At 41.3% G+C, this 17,556-nt stretch carries 18 protein-coding genes and 3 pseudogenes; 6 read left to right on the top strand and 15 right to left on the bottom strand.

The window, feature by feature from the left end:
• Positions 1 to 15: 15 nt before the first annotated feature.
• The 7 genes and pseudogenes from BMX58_RS12135 to BMX58_RS12110 form a co-directional block, all read right to left on the bottom strand.
• Positions 16 to 708 (bottom strand): hypothetical protein, encoded by a 693-nt coding sequence (locus BMX58_RS12135; RefSeq protein ID WP_068624600.1) that lies wholly within the window; start codon positions 706 to 708, stop codon positions 16 to 18.
• A 303-nt stretch (positions 709 to 1,011) separates the two neighbouring features.
• Positions 1,012 to 3,180 (bottom strand): heavy metal translocating P-type ATPase, encoded by a 2,169-nt coding sequence (locus tag BMX58_RS12130; protein ID WP_239420607.1) that lies wholly within the window; start codon positions 3,178 to 3,180, stop codon positions 1,012 to 1,014.
• Between the two features lie 171 nt (positions 3,181 to 3,351).
• Positions 3,352 to 3,465: pseudogene (locus BMX58_RS15045) on the bottom strand (cation transporter); the annotation flags it as partial.
• Positions 3,466 to 3,499: 34 nt separating this feature from the next.
• The gene (locus BMX58_RS12125; protein WP_068624596.1) at positions 3,500 to 4,108 is read right to left on the bottom strand and encodes a CadD family cadmium resistance transporter; all 609 of its coding nucleotides are present in this window, start codon (positions 4,106 to 4,108) and stop codon (positions 3,500 to 3,502) included.
• Between the two features lie 16 nt (positions 4,109 to 4,124).
• Complete coding sequence (locus BMX58_RS12120; protein ID WP_177187488.1) at positions 4,125 to 4,499, bottom strand: ArsR/SmtB family transcription factor; 375 nt, start codon at positions 4,497 to 4,499, stop codon at positions 4,125 to 4,127.
• Between the two features lie 248 nt (positions 4,500 to 4,747).
• Positions 4,748 to 5,236 (bottom strand): signal peptidase II, encoded by a 489-nt coding sequence (gene lspA / locus BMX58_RS12115; protein WP_068624595.1) that lies wholly within the window; start codon positions 5,234 to 5,236, stop codon positions 4,748 to 4,750.
• Between the two features lie 207 nt (positions 5,237 to 5,443).
• A complete protein-coding gene (locus BMX58_RS12110) occupies positions 5,444 to 7,375 on the bottom strand; it encodes a heavy metal translocating P-type ATPase (RefSeq protein WP_068624593.1) in 1,932 nt (643 codons plus the stop codon).
• 503 nt (positions 7,376 to 7,878) lie between these two features.
• Here BMX58_RS12110 and BMX58_RS12105 point away from each other — a divergent pair.
• On the top strand, positions 7,879 to 8,193 hold the full coding sequence (locus BMX58_RS12105) for an ArsR/SmtB family transcription factor (protein ID WP_068624590.1): 315 nt from the start codon (positions 7,879 to 7,881) through the stop codon (positions 8,191 to 8,193).
• A gap of 380 nt (positions 8,194 to 8,573) precedes the next feature.
• On the opposite strand, the gene BMX58_RS15080 is transcribed toward BMX58_RS12105, so the two are convergent.
• A complete protein-coding gene (locus BMX58_RS15080) occupies positions 8,574 to 8,726 on the bottom strand; it encodes a transposase (protein ID WP_162268643.1) in 153 nt (50 codons plus the stop codon).
• A 573-nt stretch (positions 8,727 to 9,299) separates the two neighbouring features.
• Here BMX58_RS15080 and BMX58_RS12090 point away from each other — a divergent pair.
• Positions 9,300 to 9,761 (top strand): annotated as a pseudogene (locus BMX58_RS12090) (mercury(II) reductase); the annotation flags it as partial.
• Between the two features lie 96 nt (positions 9,762 to 9,857).
• Positions 9,858 to 10,400: a DUF2703 domain-containing protein gene (locus BMX58_RS12085; RefSeq protein ID WP_068624586.1), complete on the top strand. Its 543-nt coding sequence runs from the start codon at positions 9,858 to 9,860 to the stop codon at positions 10,398 to 10,400.
• 515 nt (positions 10,401 to 10,915) lie between these two features.
• On the opposite strand, the gene BMX58_RS14960 is transcribed toward BMX58_RS12085, so the two are convergent.
• The 5 genes from BMX58_RS14960 to BMX58_RS12060 all read right to left on the bottom strand — a co-directional run bounded on the left by BMX58_RS14960 (position 10,916) and on the right by BMX58_RS12060 (position 13,736).
• Entirely contained in the window at positions 10,916 to 11,038 is a 123-nt protein-coding gene (locus BMX58_RS14960; RefSeq protein WP_239420606.1) for a recombinase family protein, read from the bottom strand.
• A gap of 386 nt (positions 11,039 to 11,424) precedes the next feature.
• Positions 11,425 to 12,024, bottom strand: a complete 600-nt coding sequence (locus BMX58_RS12075) for a YdhK family protein (protein WP_068624584.1) — start codon at positions 12,022 to 12,024, stop codon at positions 11,425 to 11,427.
• A gap of 282 nt (positions 12,025 to 12,306) precedes the next feature.
• A complete protein-coding gene (locus BMX58_RS12070; RefSeq protein WP_068561767.1) occupies positions 12,307 to 12,588 on the bottom strand; it encodes a hypothetical protein in 282 nt (93 codons plus the stop codon).
• A gap of 198 nt (positions 12,589 to 12,786) precedes the next feature.
• Positions 12,787 to 13,026 (bottom strand): SHOCT domain-containing protein, encoded by a 240-nt coding sequence (locus tag BMX58_RS12065; protein WP_068624582.1) that lies wholly within the window; start codon positions 13,024 to 13,026, stop codon positions 12,787 to 12,789.
• 20 nt (positions 13,027 to 13,046) lie between these two features.
• Positions 13,047 to 13,736, bottom strand: a complete 690-nt coding sequence (locus BMX58_RS12060; RefSeq protein ID WP_068624580.1) for a hypothetical protein — start codon at positions 13,734 to 13,736, stop codon at positions 13,047 to 13,049.
• Positions 13,737 to 14,046: 310 nt separating this feature from the next.
• Between BMX58_RS12060 and BMX58_RS14745 the strand changes: the two genes are divergently transcribed.
• Positions 14,047 to 14,223, top strand: coding sequence for a hypothetical protein (locus BMX58_RS14745; protein WP_157077267.1), 177 nt, complete (start codon positions 14,047 to 14,049; stop codon positions 14,221 to 14,223).
• A 135-nt stretch (positions 14,224 to 14,358) separates the two neighbouring features.
• On the opposite strand, the gene BMX58_RS12055 is transcribed toward BMX58_RS14745, so the two are convergent.
• Positions 14,359 to 14,925, bottom strand: coding sequence for an adenylate kinase family protein (locus tag BMX58_RS12055; RefSeq protein ID WP_068624579.1), 567 nt, complete (start codon positions 14,923 to 14,925; stop codon positions 14,359 to 14,361).
• A 332-nt stretch (positions 14,926 to 15,257) separates the two neighbouring features.
• Between BMX58_RS12055 and BMX58_RS12050 the strand changes: the two genes are divergently transcribed.
• Positions 15,258 to 15,944, top strand: coding sequence for a response regulator transcription factor (locus BMX58_RS12050; protein ID WP_068561771.1), 687 nt, complete (start codon positions 15,258 to 15,260; stop codon positions 15,942 to 15,944).
• Positions 15,941 to 17,338: a sensor histidine kinase gene (locus tag BMX58_RS12045; protein WP_068624577.1), complete on the top strand. Its 1,398-nt coding sequence runs from the start codon at positions 15,941 to 15,943 to the stop codon at positions 17,336 to 17,338. The genes BMX58_RS12050 and BMX58_RS12045 overlap by 4 nt, the downstream gene beginning before the upstream one ends.
• A 38-nt stretch (positions 17,339 to 17,376) precedes the next feature.
• On the opposite strand, the pseudogene BMX58_RS14740 reads toward BMX58_RS12045, so the two are convergent.
• Positions 17,377 to 17,556, bottom strand: a pseudogene (locus tag BMX58_RS14740) (IS701 family transposase); the annotation flags it as partial.

Raw genomic sequence — 17,556 nt, 5'->3', positions numbered from 1 at the left:
TCCGCTCCCCTTCTGCTAATGTTCAGAAATCACTTGTTCCAGATCCCCATGCCAATCATGGTACCAGACTTCTCCAGTAAGATCATTGACACTCAGCATCCCGATGACTTTGTCATCTTGCTTGATATGAAACGTGTAATAGCCATAAAACGCATGCCCTTCACCCGGAACCGAAAAATCCTCCCCTAGTTGGCTCTTCACAAAATCGTCCGCAATTTTGACTGCTTCTGTCTCGTTCACCTTTGCCGTATACGTTGCGTTCGCATTGTAGCGGAAGGAGCCCATCATCATGCTGTATTTCTCGTTCCACATCATGTTGGGACCCGGTTCGGGATAAGTCTGCCCCGTATAAGGATTGATCAAAATTTCCATTGCCCCTCTGCCGGTATCTTTCTCTTCCACTGAAACGTAGTAATCCGCATCATTGAAGACAAAAATATCCGCCACTTGAAGGTTATTTCCATAACCATTCAAATAATTTTCGACATCCAACAGAATTTGGTCGGGGGTCAATTTCTCATTGCTACTGTTCTGATTCTGGTTGCTGTTGACTCTGCCGTTCATCATGCCATTGTTGTAATACCCTTGATTGTAAACGACTGTTTCAGCACTTTTTGCGAACAAAAACAACCACATACTGTACCCAATCAGTACGGCAATTGAACCAAACAGAATCACACCCCAAACTAATTGATGTTTGTTTTTCATATCCTCGCCTTCTTTCTCCGTTAAGCCTTCAAAGTGATTTTAGATCGGCACCTTATTCTTGAGACCTTTTGATAAACGCCGCTTACTGAGAGCTGTGTCGTCGAAATACGACCCTATATTGTTAATTATAGTGCCCTGGATTACTAAACGCCAATTCGAATCCTTATTTTGATTGAATGAGGCTTAGAAAATAACCACCCTGACTTTTAAGTTGGAAAATTATAAGGATACTGGGGGATTTTTACAAAAAATAAAAAGGGAACTTCTCTTTTATTCAAAGAAGTCCCTTCTCGCTAGCATAATCTACTTATTGAGGATTCTCATAGCATTCAGAACGGCTATGACAGTTACCCCTACATCCGCAAAGACAGCTTCCCACATCGTGGCAAACCCGAAGGCACCCATAATGAGGAATAATCCTTTCACCCCAAGGGCGAAGAAGATATTTTGCCATACAATGCGACGGGTATCCTTGGCCACCTGCATGGCAGTAGCAATCTTAGAGATTTTGTCATCCATGATCACAACATCCGCGGCCTCAATTGCCGCGTCTGACCCCAGGCCACCCATGGCAATGCCGATATCAGAGCGGGCCAGTACCGGAGTGTCATTGATTCCATCCCCCACGAAAGCGACTTTCTCATTTTTTTCTTTACGAGAAAGGATTTCCTCGAATATAGTCACTTTATCTTGTGGCAAAAGTTCGCTATAAACTTCCGTAATGCCTAGTTTCTTAGCTACTGCTTCTCCAACTTTTTTGGAATCCCCGGTTAGCATAATAATATTTTTGATTCCTAAGTTTTTCATTGCAGCAATGCTTTCAATGGCATCTTCTTTGATTGCGTCAGCAATCAATAAATGCCCCATATACACTCCATCAACAGCTAGATAAACGATTGTTCCGATTTCTTTTACTTCCTCAAAATTAATCGAGAATTTTTCCATTAGATGGGCATTTCCTGCCAACGCTTCTTTTCCGTCAATAGTGGCTTGAATTCCGTAACCAGCAATTTCATTATATGCCGTAATTCTTTCTTCGTGAATCTCTCTTCCATACTGTTCTTTAATGGAATCAGCTATTGGGTGAGTAGAATGAGATTCTATGTAAGCAGCTAACTCAAGTAACTGCTGTGAATTGATTCCATTCTTTGGTTCTATAGCAGTTAGTTCAAATTTCCCTTTTGTTAATGTACCTGTTTTGTCCATCACTACATACTTGAGGTCGTTCAAACCTTCCAGGAAATTACTGCCTTTCACTAAAATTCCTTTTCGAGAAGCAGAACCAATTCCGCCAAAAAACCCAACAGGGATGGAGACGACTAAAGCACAAGGACAAGAAATGACCAAAAAGATACTGGCTCTGTATATCCATTCATTAAAAGTAGCTCCTGGCAGTAACAATGGCGGCACAACGGCCAACAAGAGCGCGGCCACCACGACAACGGGCGTATAGTAGCGAGCAAATTTGGTGATAAACTGCTCGGTGGGAGCTTTTCGCCCACTGGCATTCTCCACCAGATCCAAGATCTTTTTGACGGTGGATTCCGAAAAAGGTTTCTCCACCGCTACTTTCAACACACCATTGCGATTGATAAAGCCACTGAGGACAGAATCACCAGGAGTCACGCTCCGCGGTACGGACTCCCCGGTCAATGCGGACGTATCCATAGCGGAAGTCCCGTCCACTACCTTTCCGTCCAAGGGTACTTTTTCACCCGGGCGGACCAGAATGATATCGCCCACCTTTATGGTTTCCGGGGCGACCTTCTCGATCCCGTTTCCTGTATCCAAATTCGCATAATCGGGACGGATATCCATCAGGTCCGCAATCGAGCGACGCGACTTCGAAAGAGCGACTTCCTGGAACACTTCTCCAACTTGATAGAAAAGCATAACCGCAACAGCCTCCGGGTATTGCTGAATGTAGAAGGCACTAAGGGTCGCAATGGTCATCAGGAAGTTCTCATCAAATACTTGTCCGTGGAAAATATTCCGTACGGCACGCCATACGACATCATAACCTGCAATCAGATAGGCACTCACAAATAGGGTAACAGAAAGCCCTCCTTCGAGCGGCAGGAAGATTCCGGCTAGCATGAGGGCGAACCCGAGTACCAAACGAATAATGGTAGTCTTTAATTCGTCTCTTTCCCCTTTCTCTTCATCACGATCTACTTGTTCCAGACCCTCAGAAAGCGCTACCGATTGACTGTCTGCTCCAATGAGTTTACCGTCCGCTTTATTTTTCAAGACAACATCAGGCTCTAACTTGTTCACTTTTTGTTTCACTTGGGATAAAACAAGTTCTTCTCTTTCCTCTGTTACATCGAAACTCAATGTTTGCGTCATATAGTTCACATTACTATTGGCAACGCCCGCAACTTGGGAGACACCTCTTTCAATCTTGCTGGCACAATTTGCGCAGTCAATCCCATCCAAGATCCACTCGTAGTGTTGTTTGTTTTCATCTATTAGATTTTTATCATTTCCTTGGGTGCCAACTTCGATCAATCGGCCGTCCGCCTTATTCTTCAAGACAACACCAGGTTCCAACTTGTTCACTTTTTGTTTCACTAGGGATAAGACAAGGTCTTCCCGCTCTCCTGTTACCTCGAAACTCAATGTTTGCGTCATATAGTTCACATTACTATTGGCAACACCTACAACTTTGGCGACGCCTCTTTCAACCTTGTTGGCACAATTTGCGCAGTCGATCCCATCTAGGATCCATTCGTGTAGTTTTTTGTTATCGTCCATTGTATCTCTCCTCTAATGAATTAACTGACTTCTTTTATAAACTGAATAATGTTTGAATGGTGCCATTCTCGACCATGATATAAATACCTAAGCCAATGAAAACCAGGGAGACAACCGGCCGCTTATATTTTTCTATGGTTTCGGATATCAAAGAAATTTTTGACAGTTTGTAACTGATATGGCAGAGAATCGCTATAGAAATTGCAAAAACGATTAACGCTACAGTAGTTTCCGGCCAGGTAAGGGCCGTGAAGTAGGGGATATAAATTCCTAGATTATCCCCGCCAGAAGCAACGGTAATCAGGGCTATCGTCCAAAATAATGGATTGGAGCCACGTGCTTGCATTTTTTCAAGCACATTCTCATCTTCCGGATCCTCCCTTTTTAGGGCCAACCGGATCCCTAATGACAAGGGGATTAATCCCAGCAAACCGATAACCCAGTCTTGCGGAATAAAATTTAATACAAAAGCTGCAAATAAACTAAAGGCGACTAAGATTCCCATTCCTAAATATTGTCCCCCAATAATCATCTTTATTCTCCTTCTTGTATCGTTTTGGGAGAAAATAATCATGAGGATTAGTAGGTAATCAATATTCGTAGAAACATATACCGCAAGGGCAGATACAATCGTTGGCAACATGGTTAGTCCCTCCAATCTAAGAAGTGAGCTGCAGGCCTTCCGATATTTTCAGCAAAGAACCAATAGCATCTGAAATTTCTTGATTCGCGAGCGAATAATAAACCATTTTCCCTTCTTTATACGATTTGGTTATGCCATTTTTTTTCAGAAAACGTAAATGATGAGAAGTGGTGGCCGTGCTCGCATCAATAATAGCTGCTAAGTCACAGACACACATTTCCTTATAAGTGGATAATGCATATAGAATTTGAACTCTGGAGAGATCTCCCAGGCATTTACTTAGTACCAGTAAGTCCGCAAAGTTTTTACCGTGTAGTTCGGATTTAACATAATTAACTTTTCCCTCATGAACAATCGTAGTTTGACAAACTTCTAAGTCCACTTCTTCCATTTTTAAGCCCCCTATCATTCAAATGTTCATTTGAATGAATTGTATCAGTATTTGTTAAAAATTTCAATGGTATTGTATATCATGCCAAGAAAGGATTAAGATATCTCCTCCGTTACCTGACTAGCAGCTCGATGTGAATCACTTTGAAAAGCACCTACTGCAAACAGGAAGCAATAACAACTGAAAAAGCTGATTCCGGGGGGGAATACCGGAATCAGCTTTTGAAATAAACTGTCTGCGCTCTTTTTTTAGTTGCCCTTTCTTTCTATGTCCCTACTGGACGTATTGTCTTCCTCTTTCTCGAAAAAGAGAATATAGATAATCATGCTGCTGACTCCTAAGGTGAGGAAAACATCTGCCAAGTTGAAAATCGGGAAATTGATGAAATCAAAACGGAGCATATCCACTACATAGCCGATACGCATCCGGTCAATGAAGTTGCCCAAAGCCCCTGCCAGAATGAAGGAGAAGCTAATGCCGGACAAGCGGCTATTTTGCAGCTGCTTATGGAAGGTGTAAACCATATACCCCACTACCACGACGGTGGTGAGGAAGAAGAAACCTATCCTTCCTTCAAGGATTCCCCATGCTGCCCCGCGGTTTTGAATGTAGTACAAGGAAAAAATGCCTGGAATAACTTCCATCTGGTCGTACAGGGAAAAATTTTGGACGATCCCCCATTTCATCAGTTGGTCTGTGGCAATCAAAAAAGCTGCCAGTAGGTAATATAAAATCATGCAGTAACCTCTCTTTGTAAGGAATAGATTCACTAACTATTGTATAAGACTGCGACGAGGAAGTATAGTTCCCAGCTGGCACATTGAAAGCTGGGGATTCTATTGAGTTTATTTTGACAAACGAAAAAATAAAAGAGCTCGTGCAAAGATGTGCGCTCTTACCCTTTGCACGAGCTCAATCCTTTGGCTTTACTAGAAGGACAACATTTAGTTAGACCTTAACAATCGAAGTCCATTCAGAATTACAACGATAGTACTCCCCTCATGAACAATGACACTGATTGCAATATCAGTTAACCCAAAAAGGCTAACGATAACTAAGAAGACCACGACGGCCATGGAAAAGTAGATATTTTGCCAAATCACTTTGTTCATTTTTTTAGAAATTTTATGTGCTTGGACTAGTTTTGATAGATTATTTTGCATTAAAACGAGATCAGATACGTCTACCGCAACATCCGTACCATCTCCCATCGCAATCCCGACATCTGCCTTCACGAGGGCTGGCGCATCGTTCACACCATCTCCTACCATGGCGGTCACACCATATTTTTCTTTTTGTTCACTAATAATATTCGATTTGTCTTCAGGCATGACATTCGCAATCACTTCTGCGACACCGAGCTGTTCACCTACAGCTTTCCCTGTCAACTCCGAGTCACCCGTAATCAACGTGGTGTGGATCCCCAGTTTCCTAAAGTAATCAATGGTTTCTCGCGCATGTTCGCTCGGAATATCCATGAGGGCAATAAACCCAATCACTTTTTCATCTTCCGCTACATAGACAACTGTATTTCCTTGTGAAGACCATTCATTGTTGGAACGGAGATACTCATCCGGGACCGTATCAAAAGAAGACGGTTTTCCGATACGATAATTTTTTCCGTTATAGCCCCCTGTTAGACCTTTCCCGATTTGATTAGTCACTTCGATGTTTAGGTTAGTTTTGGCTTCAAATTTTTCTAAGATTGCATTGGCCAGTGGGTGATTTGCTCCTTTTTCAAGAGCCACTACGATATCAATAAGCTGTTCCTCATTCACAGAATCAGCAAAATAGTAATGGGTTACTTCCGGTTTTCCACGCGTAAGGGTCCCGGTTTTGTCGAAGGCAATGGCATCGATATCCGCTAATTGGGAGAGAAAGGTACTTCCTTTGGAAAGCACGCCTCGTTTCGCCAGATTAGAGGTTGCGGACAGAGTCGCGGAGACGGTGCTTGCTGCCAGGGCACAAGGGGAGGCTGCCACTAAAAGAACTAAGCCTCTGTAAATACTTTCGGACCATGTCCAATGAAATAAAAAGGGAGTAAATAAGATGAAGAGTGGGATTGCGATCAAAACAAAACTAACATATCTTGGTTCAAACTTTTGGATAATACTAGCAGCTCTTGTTTGATTTTCTTGGTTTTGACTGACGAGTTGTAAGATTTTGGAGAAAACAGTGTCTTTCGTTTCTTTCGTGACTTCCATTGTAAACGTCCCTGTTCCATTAATCGTACTCCCAAATACAATGTCTCCTTTAGACTTCTCTTTGGGTATACTTTCACCATTAATGGAAGATTCATCAATGGAAGTAATGCCCGATAAAATCATCCCATCAATGGGTACTTGGTCCCCATTTAATACTTGGAGTTGATCTCCCACTTTTAATTCACTAACGTCAACGATTTTTGTATTTCCGTCTGGAAGGATTAACCTAGCTTTTGTTGGGTTCATTTCGAGTAATTTCGCAATTTCTCTTTTGCTTCGTCCCTCGGCATACTCCTCAAGAAAATGGGCAGCAGAAAAAATAAGAATCAGCAACGTTCCTTCCCAAAAATTGCCCATCAAAGAAGCGCCAATGGCAGCCAATCCCATTAAAATATGAGAGTTAGGGGTAAATCTTTTTTTAATTTTTGTGTTCTTAACCGTTTCTCCCATGCCCTCAAGAATAACGACATGATAGCCCATACTGATTGTCGCCAGTGAGAATAAAATATTTTGCAGTATCAAATATTTTTCACTTAAAAACAATGCAACAAGTGCCACAACTAACCCAATGAAATACATGACAATGGGCAATTTTCCGTGATTGTGATCGTGATCGTGCTTGTGATTGTGGCTATGATTTTCGTGTGTGTGTTGTTCTTGTATATTTTTCATTTCCATCACCCTTCTCGATAAACTTAAATATTTATCAATTGCATTAACCAAGCTGCTACAATAATGACTGTGCCTATACCCAAACGAAGAAAAAGCGGAGTTATATCAGCTACATTGCGCTGGTACCACCTGCAACATAATCATGCTTCTTTCCAGCTTATTTAAATGGTTTGCGCTGTCAACTCATCCCATAGCTATGCAAGATGGTCTCCATTATGAGACATTTAAGAATCACCTCTCTACTTCCCTAAATCGGAATATTTTCGTTTTAAACATGATTTGCAATTCATATGTTTATACATTCATTTTAAATGATTTGCTATTCAATGTCAAAACTAAACTTTTCATTTTGCTATTTTTTTAAATTTTTTCAAATTTTCAATTCATTTTTTAGTGAGCCAAAAAAAGGTATACCCTTATCTCAAGATAAAAAATTTGCATTTCATCAAACGTATGTTACCCTAATCATGAACGTTTGGTCATGTAAAAAGGAGAGAGTGCAAGTGAATACACCAATAACACCGCAGTTGGACAAAAAATCCATCCAGTCTGTCAGCAAGATTTTTAAGATTATCAGTGATCCTACCAGAATATCGATCCTCTTTCTTCTGCAACAACAAGAATTAAGCGTAGGCTCAATTACCACTTCCTTGGAAATGGAGCAATCCGCTATCTCCCACCAATTAAGAACTTTGAAAGAGGCGCGCTTGGTTAAAGCAAGGAGAGAGGGAAAAGCGATTTTTTACAGCCTCGATGATCCCCATGTTGTACATATCTTAGAGCAAGTCCTGGACCATGTTCGGGAGATAGCAGAATAAATCTATACATTAGAAGGAGGAATTCATAATGTCCAAACTTGCTGCAGACTATGCTCATAAGGCGCAGCCGAGAAAGAACATTAATATTGCTTTTTCCATCTATTCATGTTTCCCTGAAGTTGGGATATAACTAGTGTAAGCTAATGAAAAAAGGTTCCAATCACCGAATCGGGGTGGTTGGAACCTTTTTGAGGACCTAGGTGCAGATTTCCTCCTAAGGAGGGCTGCTTGGGAGGCGTATTTGCACACATTCACCTTTCCTCTGACAGAGAATCGAGTGAAGCACAAATTAGCCTCCAGCAATCCGAACGCTCGTTCTACATCGATCTTCCATTTTCCGTAGATTGCGCCAGTCTTTGCATCCGAAAGCAAATCTTTAATTATTTTCTTCTGTTGTTCCCTTCTTTCGCCTTGGTGCATTGCGCTCGCAAGGGGCATCCTGAGCAGTTTGCGCACTCATAAACCTTGAAAGTTCGAGAGAAACCATAAGTATCTTTCCGAGGGGCTAGATAACGGAAGGGGCTTCTGCCCATTGTGGGACATGAAAGCATCCTCTTTCTTATAATGCTCCCAATTGGAGAAGGGGAAAGGATTATTCCGATATTTCTTCTGCTCTAAACTCAGAACCCGTGAATGCAACTGGCGTGTTCTAGCTGTCTCTAGGATCCATTGGAATCATCGATTACTTAATCAGAGCAATTATTACAATCTATTTCTCACTAGCCCTCATCATGCCCACAATCTGATTCAAATGTACGGAAACTCGCTCAAGGAAGGTCTTCTCCGATAGCAAGCAAATAGGTCGGCCTTCTTGCTGTAAAGCTTCAACTTTTTGCATCTTCAGACTTCGCGGGTCCTCTTGGAAAAGATTGGTGTTCGCCTTTCCTACCACCAAGATTGTTGTATCTTTGGTGACAGTTGCTTGCGTTTTCCCTCCTAGGGCGGACGCTTAATGTAAAAGTTAGCGTGTTAGTAGTTGGCTTGTTTCCGGGATAATGTATCCAGTTTGCCTGTAAATACAATCTTCTCTTCTCGTAACATATGCGCGTCATTCCCTTCTTCACAAGAGACCTTTCTTATCGCGGATCCGTTCTTCTCTTCCATAATTCGTCTACGTGGCTGCCTATGAAGGAGGAATTGTTGCAGACAATGCGATTGGTGGGTTAAATAAAAAAATCGATTTAACAGTAGTCCCTAGGGCAGCGCTTACAAGTCTCGGATTCGCAACCGTTGGTTTGACAGAAAAGAAAGCGAATGAAAGAGGATATGAAATTAAAACATCTGTGTTGCCGTTAACAAATGTTGCTAGACCGATTGTAAATCATGGTACGACGGGTATAATTTAACTTGTAGCTGATAGAAAAATGCGAAAAATTCTGGGAGTGCATGTGGTTGCTGACAATGCAGGGGAAGTTATTTACGCCGCTTCTTTATCTGTCAAGTTGGGATTGACCGTAGACGACTTAAAAGAAACGCTAGCACCTTATTTAACAATGGCAGAAGGCTCAAAATTAGCAGCCGTAGCGTTTGACAAAGTCCTATCAAAATTATCCTGTTGTGCTGGCTAAAATTGTTTATTTAATAAGTAACTTATACGAAAAAGCTGATTATGCCTGGGTTTTTATGATCCAAACCTTATCTTTATCTTACAAGGAGTGTTAAATATGACTAATAAAAGCAATTCAGGATGTTGTTCAGGTACAACAGGATGTTGCGGAAACGCAGAAGAAATTAAAATTGAAAAAAATAAAATAATAATTGATTTTTTATATCTGGATTTGAGTGTATGTACTCGCTGTCAGGGCGCAGAAGACAGCTTAGATGAAGCTTTAAAGGAAATTGCAAATGTACTTGAAGCAACTGGGACAGATGTACATGTAAACAAAATCAATGTGAATACTAAGGAGTTAGCGGTAACTCATAAATTTCTTAGTTCGCCTACAATCCGTGTTAATGGACACGACATTCAGATGGAGTTTAAAGAAAGTATATGCGAATCCTGTGGTGATTTGTGTGGGAACGTAGTTGACTGTCGAATTTGGATTTATCAAGGTCAAGAATATACCGTCCCCCCTAAGGCTATGGTTATTGAAGGAATCCTTAAGGCGGTGTACGGAGGAAGTTTAGCTGATAGTATAGCTGAGCAAGAATACGTACTTCCTGAGAATCTAAAACATTTCTATTACGTTATGGAAAATAAAAAGTAAGATCGGTGACGTTTGATTCAGAAGGGAACGATTTTACTCTCACCCAATGAACAGTCACAGATAAGAAGAATCTGCAAAAATAGAACTGTGACATAAATCAAATTTTGGCGGAAATTAGCTAATAGAAAAATAGAAATCGCATGAAATCAACATTTGTCAGTTTGATTCATGCGATTTTTTCTCTTTTTTAATACTTCTGTCCCAACCTCTATTTTTAAATTGGGTTATTTTAGAGGCGTATTTTCAAGGCGGGAAGTTTTTTTGTTCCGATTCAAATTGTTCAGCAGTGCCCACAGAGCCGGGATTTCTTGTCTACTTAACAGGAGTTGATAAGTTATATCCGATTTCAATTGATAGGCGACCGGCAATATTTCTCCGCATTCGTTTTGGGCGGTCCAGGACAGCAACTATAAAGTCATATTCCGAATTAGTTTCTGCAGATTAGGATCTCCCAGGTCATGGTTCAGAATCGGTAAATTCAATACTTGGAGTCCAATTTCTTTCCGATCCAGGCGCTATTGTTCCATCTGACCGATATCATCATAGTTTCGACCCAGTCGATCCAATGACTCCACAATCAGGACATCTTTCTCTCGCAGGAACCCCAAAGCCTGCTGAAACTCCTCACGATCTGTCATACTTTTACCGGACATTCTCTCTTAAAATATTTTTTCTGCCTTGCTTTTTTCAGGACTTTGATCTGTCGGTCCAGCTTCTGGTCTGTGGTGGACACACGTGCTTATCCGATGTTCATCTGTTTTCCCCCTTTCTCGAACTCGATTTATTCGACACATGTACTCCACATTAAAAATCCAATAAAATCAACATTTTACAGGTGGTGATTTTGGGTACACCCCAAAACTACAGATAATAAAGACCACCTAATTTTTAGACAAAAATAAAGGGCAAAACTCACTTATGTGAATCTTGCCCTTTATTTTTTGTCCAATGTTTCTTTAATATATGATCTATTTGATCAAGTAACAGATAATCTTTATCTCTTCAATGCTGGAAAGGTAAACATTTAATTGGGCGATAGTTCAGCCTCTGTTACCCATTTATGGTTCCTGACCATTTCTTCCCCTGTGGTCGGCTCAAAGTCAACCATATATACGGTAGTGTCTTCTGCTGATTCTATCGTGGCAGTTGCATCTTGCATGCCTTCCATATGACTCGCTTCCAGCGTAACCTCTGTGCCAGGTTCCAGTGGTTCTTCGACATCTTTTGCTTCAGCTATTTCTTCCTTGATAACCCATTGATGGTTTGTTACTCGCGGATCACCATTAGTTGGATTGAAGGATACTTCGTAAACTGTAGTGTCGAATGCCCCTACAATAGTAGCCTCTGCACCCTGCATTCCTGTCATATGGTCTGAATTGATGGTAACAATGTCCCCTATCCGATATGTTGGGTTTTCTGCTGCTAGTAATCCTTCTGGTATTTCTCCAGAATCATCATGCATCATTTCACCCATATTCGAAGTAGAAGCAATACTTTCTATATCTGATGAAATATTTCCCACGGACTCAGAATCTACGTCTCCATCTTGATCAATAGAACATGCGGCCAATAATACTAATGTAGAAAGACCTAGGATACTTTTTATCAATCGGTTCTTATACATGTTTCATTACCCTCCTTTATTGACTATTATCGAAAGTACTCTACATTACACATTCTGTCCTTCCTTTTTTCAATAGTCAAATAATTAGTCTTATAATCAATTTACCTAGTCAGGGCTATAGGTTCATTTTTAGTAGTCAAGTACAGCACAATCAGATGCATACAATCGGTATCCAAAAAAATGTCGCATTAATTCGTAGCCATTATTTGGGCCCCACTTTTTTATTTAAAAACTATTCCTTCAATTTTTAGATGCTTTAATGGCTTCCTACAAAAAAATCGCTCACTCTTCCGGTACAGTATCACTTTCTTTTTTCGAACAACAGTTTTCCTTTTTCTTACCACCTAGCATTGATAGCATCATTCCTCCCATCATAATGGGGCATATAAATGGCGCAATAACTCCTAATATAGTAGCAAGTCCGAGATTATATTTAGCAATAAATGGTATTGATACTATAATCAGTATTGGTAGGCCACAACAAATAATCATATGGATCATATGATGTAATGGACTGTGTTTATGCGTTCCTGATTTCTCTTCTTTACTTTCATGGTGGTGCATAATTTATCCCCTTGCTTTGATTTATTTTATGTTTCTGTTTTTATAATAATATATGAATGTGTTGATTTTATGTAGAAAAAAATCATATCAAAAAGCCAAGATTTGTATATGATCTTGGCTTTTTGATATGAATAGTTCATTTCCGGAATATATTTTTGAGAAAACTCAGTTCGAGCATGAAACTTCAGACTTACCCAACTAACTTTTCAATATTTTCTTCTTTTGTTGGTATTCTTCGTCTGATAATTCTCCTTTTGCATAACGCTGATCAAGGATTTCAAGTGTCTCATCCCGGCCATTTGAAGTTGTGCCAGCATTATTGCCTCCTTGGACTAGCTTCATCACCGCGTATACGATAATAACGATTAAGATTACCAGGATAATCATCATGAAAATTCCCCAACCGCCCATCATGTCATAACCATAATAATTCATCATTTTTCCCACTCCTCTTTCTGTTAATGTTCAGAAATCACTTGTTCCAAATCGCCATGCCAATCATGGTACCAGACTTCTCCGGTAAGGTCATTGACACTGAGCATCCCGATTACTTTGTCGTCTTCCTTGATATGAAAAGTGTAATAACCATAAAATGCGTGCCCCTCACCCGGAACCGAAAAAGCTTCGCCCAACTGACTCTTCACAAAATCATCCGCAATTTTGACTGCTTCTGTTCGGTTCACAGTTGCCGTATCCGTTGCATTCGCATTGTAGCGGAAGGATCCTCCCATCATCATGCTGTATTTCTCATTCCACATCATGTTGGTACCCGGCTCGGGGTAGATCTGTCCCGTATAAGGATTGACCAAGAGTTCCATGGCCCCTCTGCCGGTATCTTTCTCTTCCACCGAAACGTAGTAATCCGCATCGGTGAAGACAAAAATATCTGCCACTTGAAGATTATTTCCATAGCCCTTCAAATAATTTTCGACATCCGACAAAATCTGATCCGGCGTCAATTTCTCGCCACTGCTGTTCTGGTTGCTGTTGACTCTGCCACCCATCATGCCGCTGTTGTAAAACCCTTGCGTATAAACGTCTGTTCCCGCATTTTTTGCCAGCAAAAACAACCCGCTGCTGTAAACAATCAATACAGCAAGCGCACCAAACAGGATCACACCCCACACTAATTGATGCTTGTTTTTCATATCCCTGCCTTCTTTCTTCGGTAAGCCTTAAAGCGATTTTGAATCGGCACCTCGTCTTTAGAAAATTGGATAAATTGTGCTTACTGAAATCCATGGCATCAATTACGCCTCTACATTTTTAATAGTACCCTCACTTACTAAACGCCAATTCTTACTACTTATCCATACTTTGAGGATTTGTTAACCCTAATATACCGGAGCAATGTGTAGATTTAATGGAGTTTTGCTTCTTCATACAGTCTACATAATCACCTAGTATGCTATGACTATGAAATCTAAAAAAAACAATCCAGAAAGAAGGACATAGACTATGCAAACAACTCTATTTATCATTTTAGTACTACTGGTTCCTGTTTTGACGATGGTAATCGTAAGTGCAGTTCGTAAATATAATGCTGTTTTAAGAGCAGACGTAAAACGATTGCGGGTGGAAAATGAGGCTATGAGGAAAGAGATGCTTAAACGCGGCATCATCGAATATGTTTAACAGTGGTAAAAAAAATAAACCTTAAGAAAAAGCATGCAGACAAAAGTCTCCATGCTTTTTTTTCGTGATTTCTACCTTTTCATCAGGACATTCACCCAATAGGAAGATTATTTTCTGGATTAGAACGACCCCACATTAAGAATGAAACTGAAGAACTCCTTGTATCTTTTCGAATACAATGTCGGGCTTTTGTTCGCCATTGACCATAGAAACGATTCCCGCTTCCTGATAGAAACCCGTCAGTGCTTCCATTTCGAGCTCACTCACTTGTAGCCGTCTTTCTATGACTTCTGATTTATCCTCTGACCAGGGCGAATCGATCCTCTTTTCTAATCTTTTCCGTAAGACCTCTTTCCCAACAGCCAGATAGAGGACAACATCCAGCGACAGTCTTTTGCTTTCCAGATATGCTTCTAACGCTTCCGCTTGCTGACGCGTTCGCGGATATCCCTCCAAAACGAAACCCTCTTTCATGTCATCCTCTCCCATGCGATCCCAGAGGAGTTTATTGACCAATCTATCGGGGACTAGTTTTCCCATATCCATGAATGTTTTGACTTCTAGACCGATCGGACTACCCATCTCAGCGAAGGATCGGAAGATTTCACCTGTAGAGATATACGGAATCTGATAGGTAACTGCGATTTCCCTCGCTTGGGTTCCCATTCCAGCGCCGGGCATTCCCATTATAATGATATTCATTTTCTAACACTCCTTATCTGCATTATGCCTCTATCGGATCGTACACAACCATTCACTACTAAGATAGCGCATGATTGTGTAGGGCGTATGGAGAAAGAAAAAACAAAAATTTGCAGTAGTTCTAAAGGCATTAATAGGCCGACAGAACTTTTCCTACTGCTTCTTTAAAAACAATAGGACATCTTCTACTCCATAAAACCCACACAATGAAAAGGTAAACTCAATTCAGCAATATTGGAAAACTACCATCGTGCATTGCTCAGGAAAGATGGTGCGGTGGGACAATTTTTAGTAGTACAGAATCAATCGTGTGAATGATGGAGGGAAAACATATGAAAATTTTGATTGTAGATGACGAGGAAAACATTTTGGAGATTGTAGAGGCGTACTTGGTTGCTAAAAATTACCAAGTATTCAGAGCCATGGACGGAGAAGAAGCCTTGCGGAAAGCCGAAACCATCCGGCCGGATCTCATCGTCCTGGACCTCATGCTGCCGGATATCTCCGGTCTTGAGGTCTGCCGAAGAATAAGAAAATCCTCCAGCGTGCCTGTGATTATGCTGACGGCGAGAACAACGGAACAGGATATCCTGAGCGGACTGCAAATCGGCGCGGACCATTATATGACGAAACCCTTCAGCCCCAAAGAACTGGTGGCCCGAGTACAGACTGTACTGCGACGCTCACATCCGGAACCCCAAGAGGTGAAATGGTCCTTCGAAGGTGGTTTATTGGAAATCTATCCCGATAACAAGCAAGTATTCAAAAAGGGCGTAGAAGTGGGACTAACGCCAACTGAGTACAGGTTGCTGACTCTTCTGGCGTCACATCCTCAGCAGATTTTCCCTAGGCAACAGCTCTTGCAGGTCGTAAAAGGATTAGATTTTGACGGAACAGATCGAGTCATTGATGTCCATATTAAGAACCTGCGACAAAAGATAGAAGATGATGATACGCGAACCCCCTACTATATCCTGACAATCTATGGAGAGGGATACCGATTTGGTGGTCAAAAATGAAGCGAACAATAAAGTGGCAACTTCTCCTTTCCTTCGTTTCGCTTTCTTTTATTCTGGTAGGAGCCTTCAGCTGGATAACACTGAACTTACTAGAGAGCCACTTTGCTGACTATGTCAGGGAGAGACAGGAGTCAGAGTTGGAAGAATACAGCACTGATTTAGAGAATCTCTATCAACAAAACGGTACCTGGGAAGAAAATTCGCAAGCAATTCAGCGTATTGGGCGAAATGCTCTCCAACAGTCAGTGATTGTGAGGATTTTCGACGAGGACGGGCAACTGTTATGGAGCCCATCCGCTTCTGAGGAAGAAGATGCGAAGAACAAGGTTCAGGATCATCTCCTGCATATGCAGCAAATGGTGGGAGGTATGGAGAGTGACTACGTGCAAAGCCGTAGTCCCCTTTATGATGGTACCGAAGAAATTGGCATAATGGAGATTCAATCCGTGGGTCCCTATGCTTACACAGAACATGACGCCCTCTTTATTTCCGATATGGAAAGTAAATTGGTTTTTGTGGCCTTCATATCGCTCCTCATTCCCCTCTTCTTTGCGCTAGTGGTGTCCAAAAAGCTTAGCTCCCCCATCGTCACAATCAATGATTTTACCCAGAAAATTGCCAAAGGGCGTTACAGCAGTCTTTCTCTGGAAGAAACAGGAATCCGGGAGATTGATGACCTGCTGGTATCAGTGAATGATCTTTCCTTGCAGCTTCAACACCAACAGAAGATCCGAAACCGTTTGTCCTCCGATATTGCCCATGAAATCAGAACGCCTTTGACGACCTTGAAAGGGAATATTGAAGCCATGATAGATGGTGTCTGGGAAATATCTGAAGAGCGGCTCTATCGTTGTTACGAAGAGATAAGCCGAATTACGCGTCTGATTGGAGAAATCGATCGGATCAACGAACTCGAAAGTCAGGAGTCTCAACTACAGAAAACCACCTTTGATCTTACGGAACTAGCCCAACAAATCGTGGACAATTTCCAACCCATGCTGGTTGAAAATAAACTCAACTGTTCCGTTAGCGGTAATCGCGTTTTTATTTCCGCGGACCGGGATAAAATTCATCAGGTCTTAACTAATTTGTTGGCAAATGCCATTAAGTTTACCCCTTCAGGAGGAAGAATCGACCTTTACGTTTCGCAAAGTAAAGGCACCGCTTCCTTTCGAATAATCGACAACGGACAAGGAATCCATCCGGACGAGGTGGGCCAAATATTTGAACGGTTCTATATGGCGGAGCCCTCCCGAAACAGTAAACTAGGGGGGCAAGGAATAGGCCTTTCCATTGTAAAGGGCATTGTGAATGCGCATCAAGGGACTATTTCCGTAGATAGTATTTATGGGAAAGGCACAACATTTACAATCAATCTTCCCAAGGCAAAATAAAATAGGGTTTATAAAAAAGTACACCACTTTACAAGTAATTAAAAATTGTGCTTTTCTTCAACCCATTGCTCATAAGCCTTTAGGATTGCCAGCGATTTAATCCTATTTTCGATGGAAAGCACGAAAGTATAGAAAAATACTTCCTGCTGGATCGCCATTCCAATGAGTTGTTTCTTCACTTGAGAACTTTCCTCCTTCAAATGGGCATACCTCTCCTG

The sequence above is a fragment of the Trichococcus ilyis genome (assembly GCF_900109135.1).
Lineage (GTDB): Bacteria > Bacillota > Bacilli > Lactobacillales > Aerococcaceae > Trichococcus > Trichococcus ilyis.
Note: the sequence above shows the minus strand (reverse complement) of the source record. Positions and strands in the feature narration are given on the sequence as shown.

What these genes read in the sequence shown, in the direction of transcription:
- BMX58_RS12135 (WP_068624600.1), bottom strand. Translation starts at nt 708, where the DNA reads ATGAAAAACAAACATCAATTAGTTTGGGGTGTGATTCTGTTTGGTTCA.
- BMX58_RS12125 (WP_068624596.1), bottom strand. Translation starts at nt 4,108, where the DNA reads ATGTTGCCAACGATTGTATCTGCCCTTGCGGTATATGTTTCTACGAAT.
- BMX58_RS12120 (WP_177187488.1), bottom strand. Translation starts at nt 4,499, where the DNA reads ATGGAAGAAGTGGACTTAGAAGTTTGTCAAACTACGATTGTTCATGAG.
- lspA (WP_068624595.1), bottom strand. Translation starts at nt 5,236, where the DNA reads ATGATTTTATATTACCTACTGGCAGCTTTTTTGATTGCCACAGACCAA.
- BMX58_RS12110 (WP_068624593.1), bottom strand. Translation starts at nt 7,375, where the DNA reads ATGAAAAATATACAAGAACAACACACACACGAAAATCATAGCCACAAT.
- BMX58_RS15080 (WP_162268643.1), bottom strand. Translation starts at nt 8,726, where the DNA reads ATGGGCAGAAGCCCCTTCCGTTATCTAGCCCCTCGGAAAGATACTTAT.
- BMX58_RS12085 (WP_068624586.1), top strand. Translation starts at nt 9,858, where the DNA reads ATGACTAATAAAAGCAATTCAGGATGTTGTTCAGGTACAACAGGATGT.
- BMX58_RS14960 (WP_239420606.1), bottom strand. Translation starts at nt 11,038, where the DNA reads ATGACAGATCGTGAGGAGTTTCAGCAGGCTTTGGGGTTCCTGCGAGAG.
- BMX58_RS12075 (WP_068624584.1), bottom strand. Translation starts at nt 12,024, where the DNA reads ATGTATAAGAACCGATTGATAAAAAGTATCCTAGGTCTTTCTACATTA.
- BMX58_RS12070 (WP_068561767.1), bottom strand. Translation starts at nt 12,588, where the DNA reads ATGCACCACCATGAAAGTAAAGAAGAGAAATCAGGAACGCATAAACAC.
- BMX58_RS12065 (WP_068624582.1), bottom strand. Translation starts at nt 13,026, where the DNA reads ATGATGAATTATTATGGTTATGACATGATGGGCGGTTGGGGAATTTTC.
- BMX58_RS12060 (WP_068624580.1), bottom strand. Translation starts at nt 13,736, where the DNA reads ATGAAAAACAAGCATCAATTAGTGTGGGGTGTGATCCTGTTTGGTGCG.
- BMX58_RS14745 (WP_157077267.1), top strand. Translation starts at nt 14,047, where the DNA reads ATGCAAACAACTCTATTTATCATTTTAGTACTACTGGTTCCTGTTTTG.
- BMX58_RS12055 (WP_068624579.1), bottom strand. Translation starts at nt 14,925, where the DNA reads ATGAATATCATTATAATGGGAATGCCCGGCGCTGGAATGGGAACCCAA.
- BMX58_RS12050 (WP_068561771.1), top strand. Translation starts at nt 15,258, where the DNA reads ATGAAAATTTTGATTGTAGATGACGAGGAAAACATTTTGGAGATTGTA.
- BMX58_RS12045 (WP_068624577.1), top strand. Translation starts at nt 15,941, where the DNA reads ATGAAGCGAACAATAAAGTGGCAACTTCTCCTTTCCTTCGTTTCGCTT.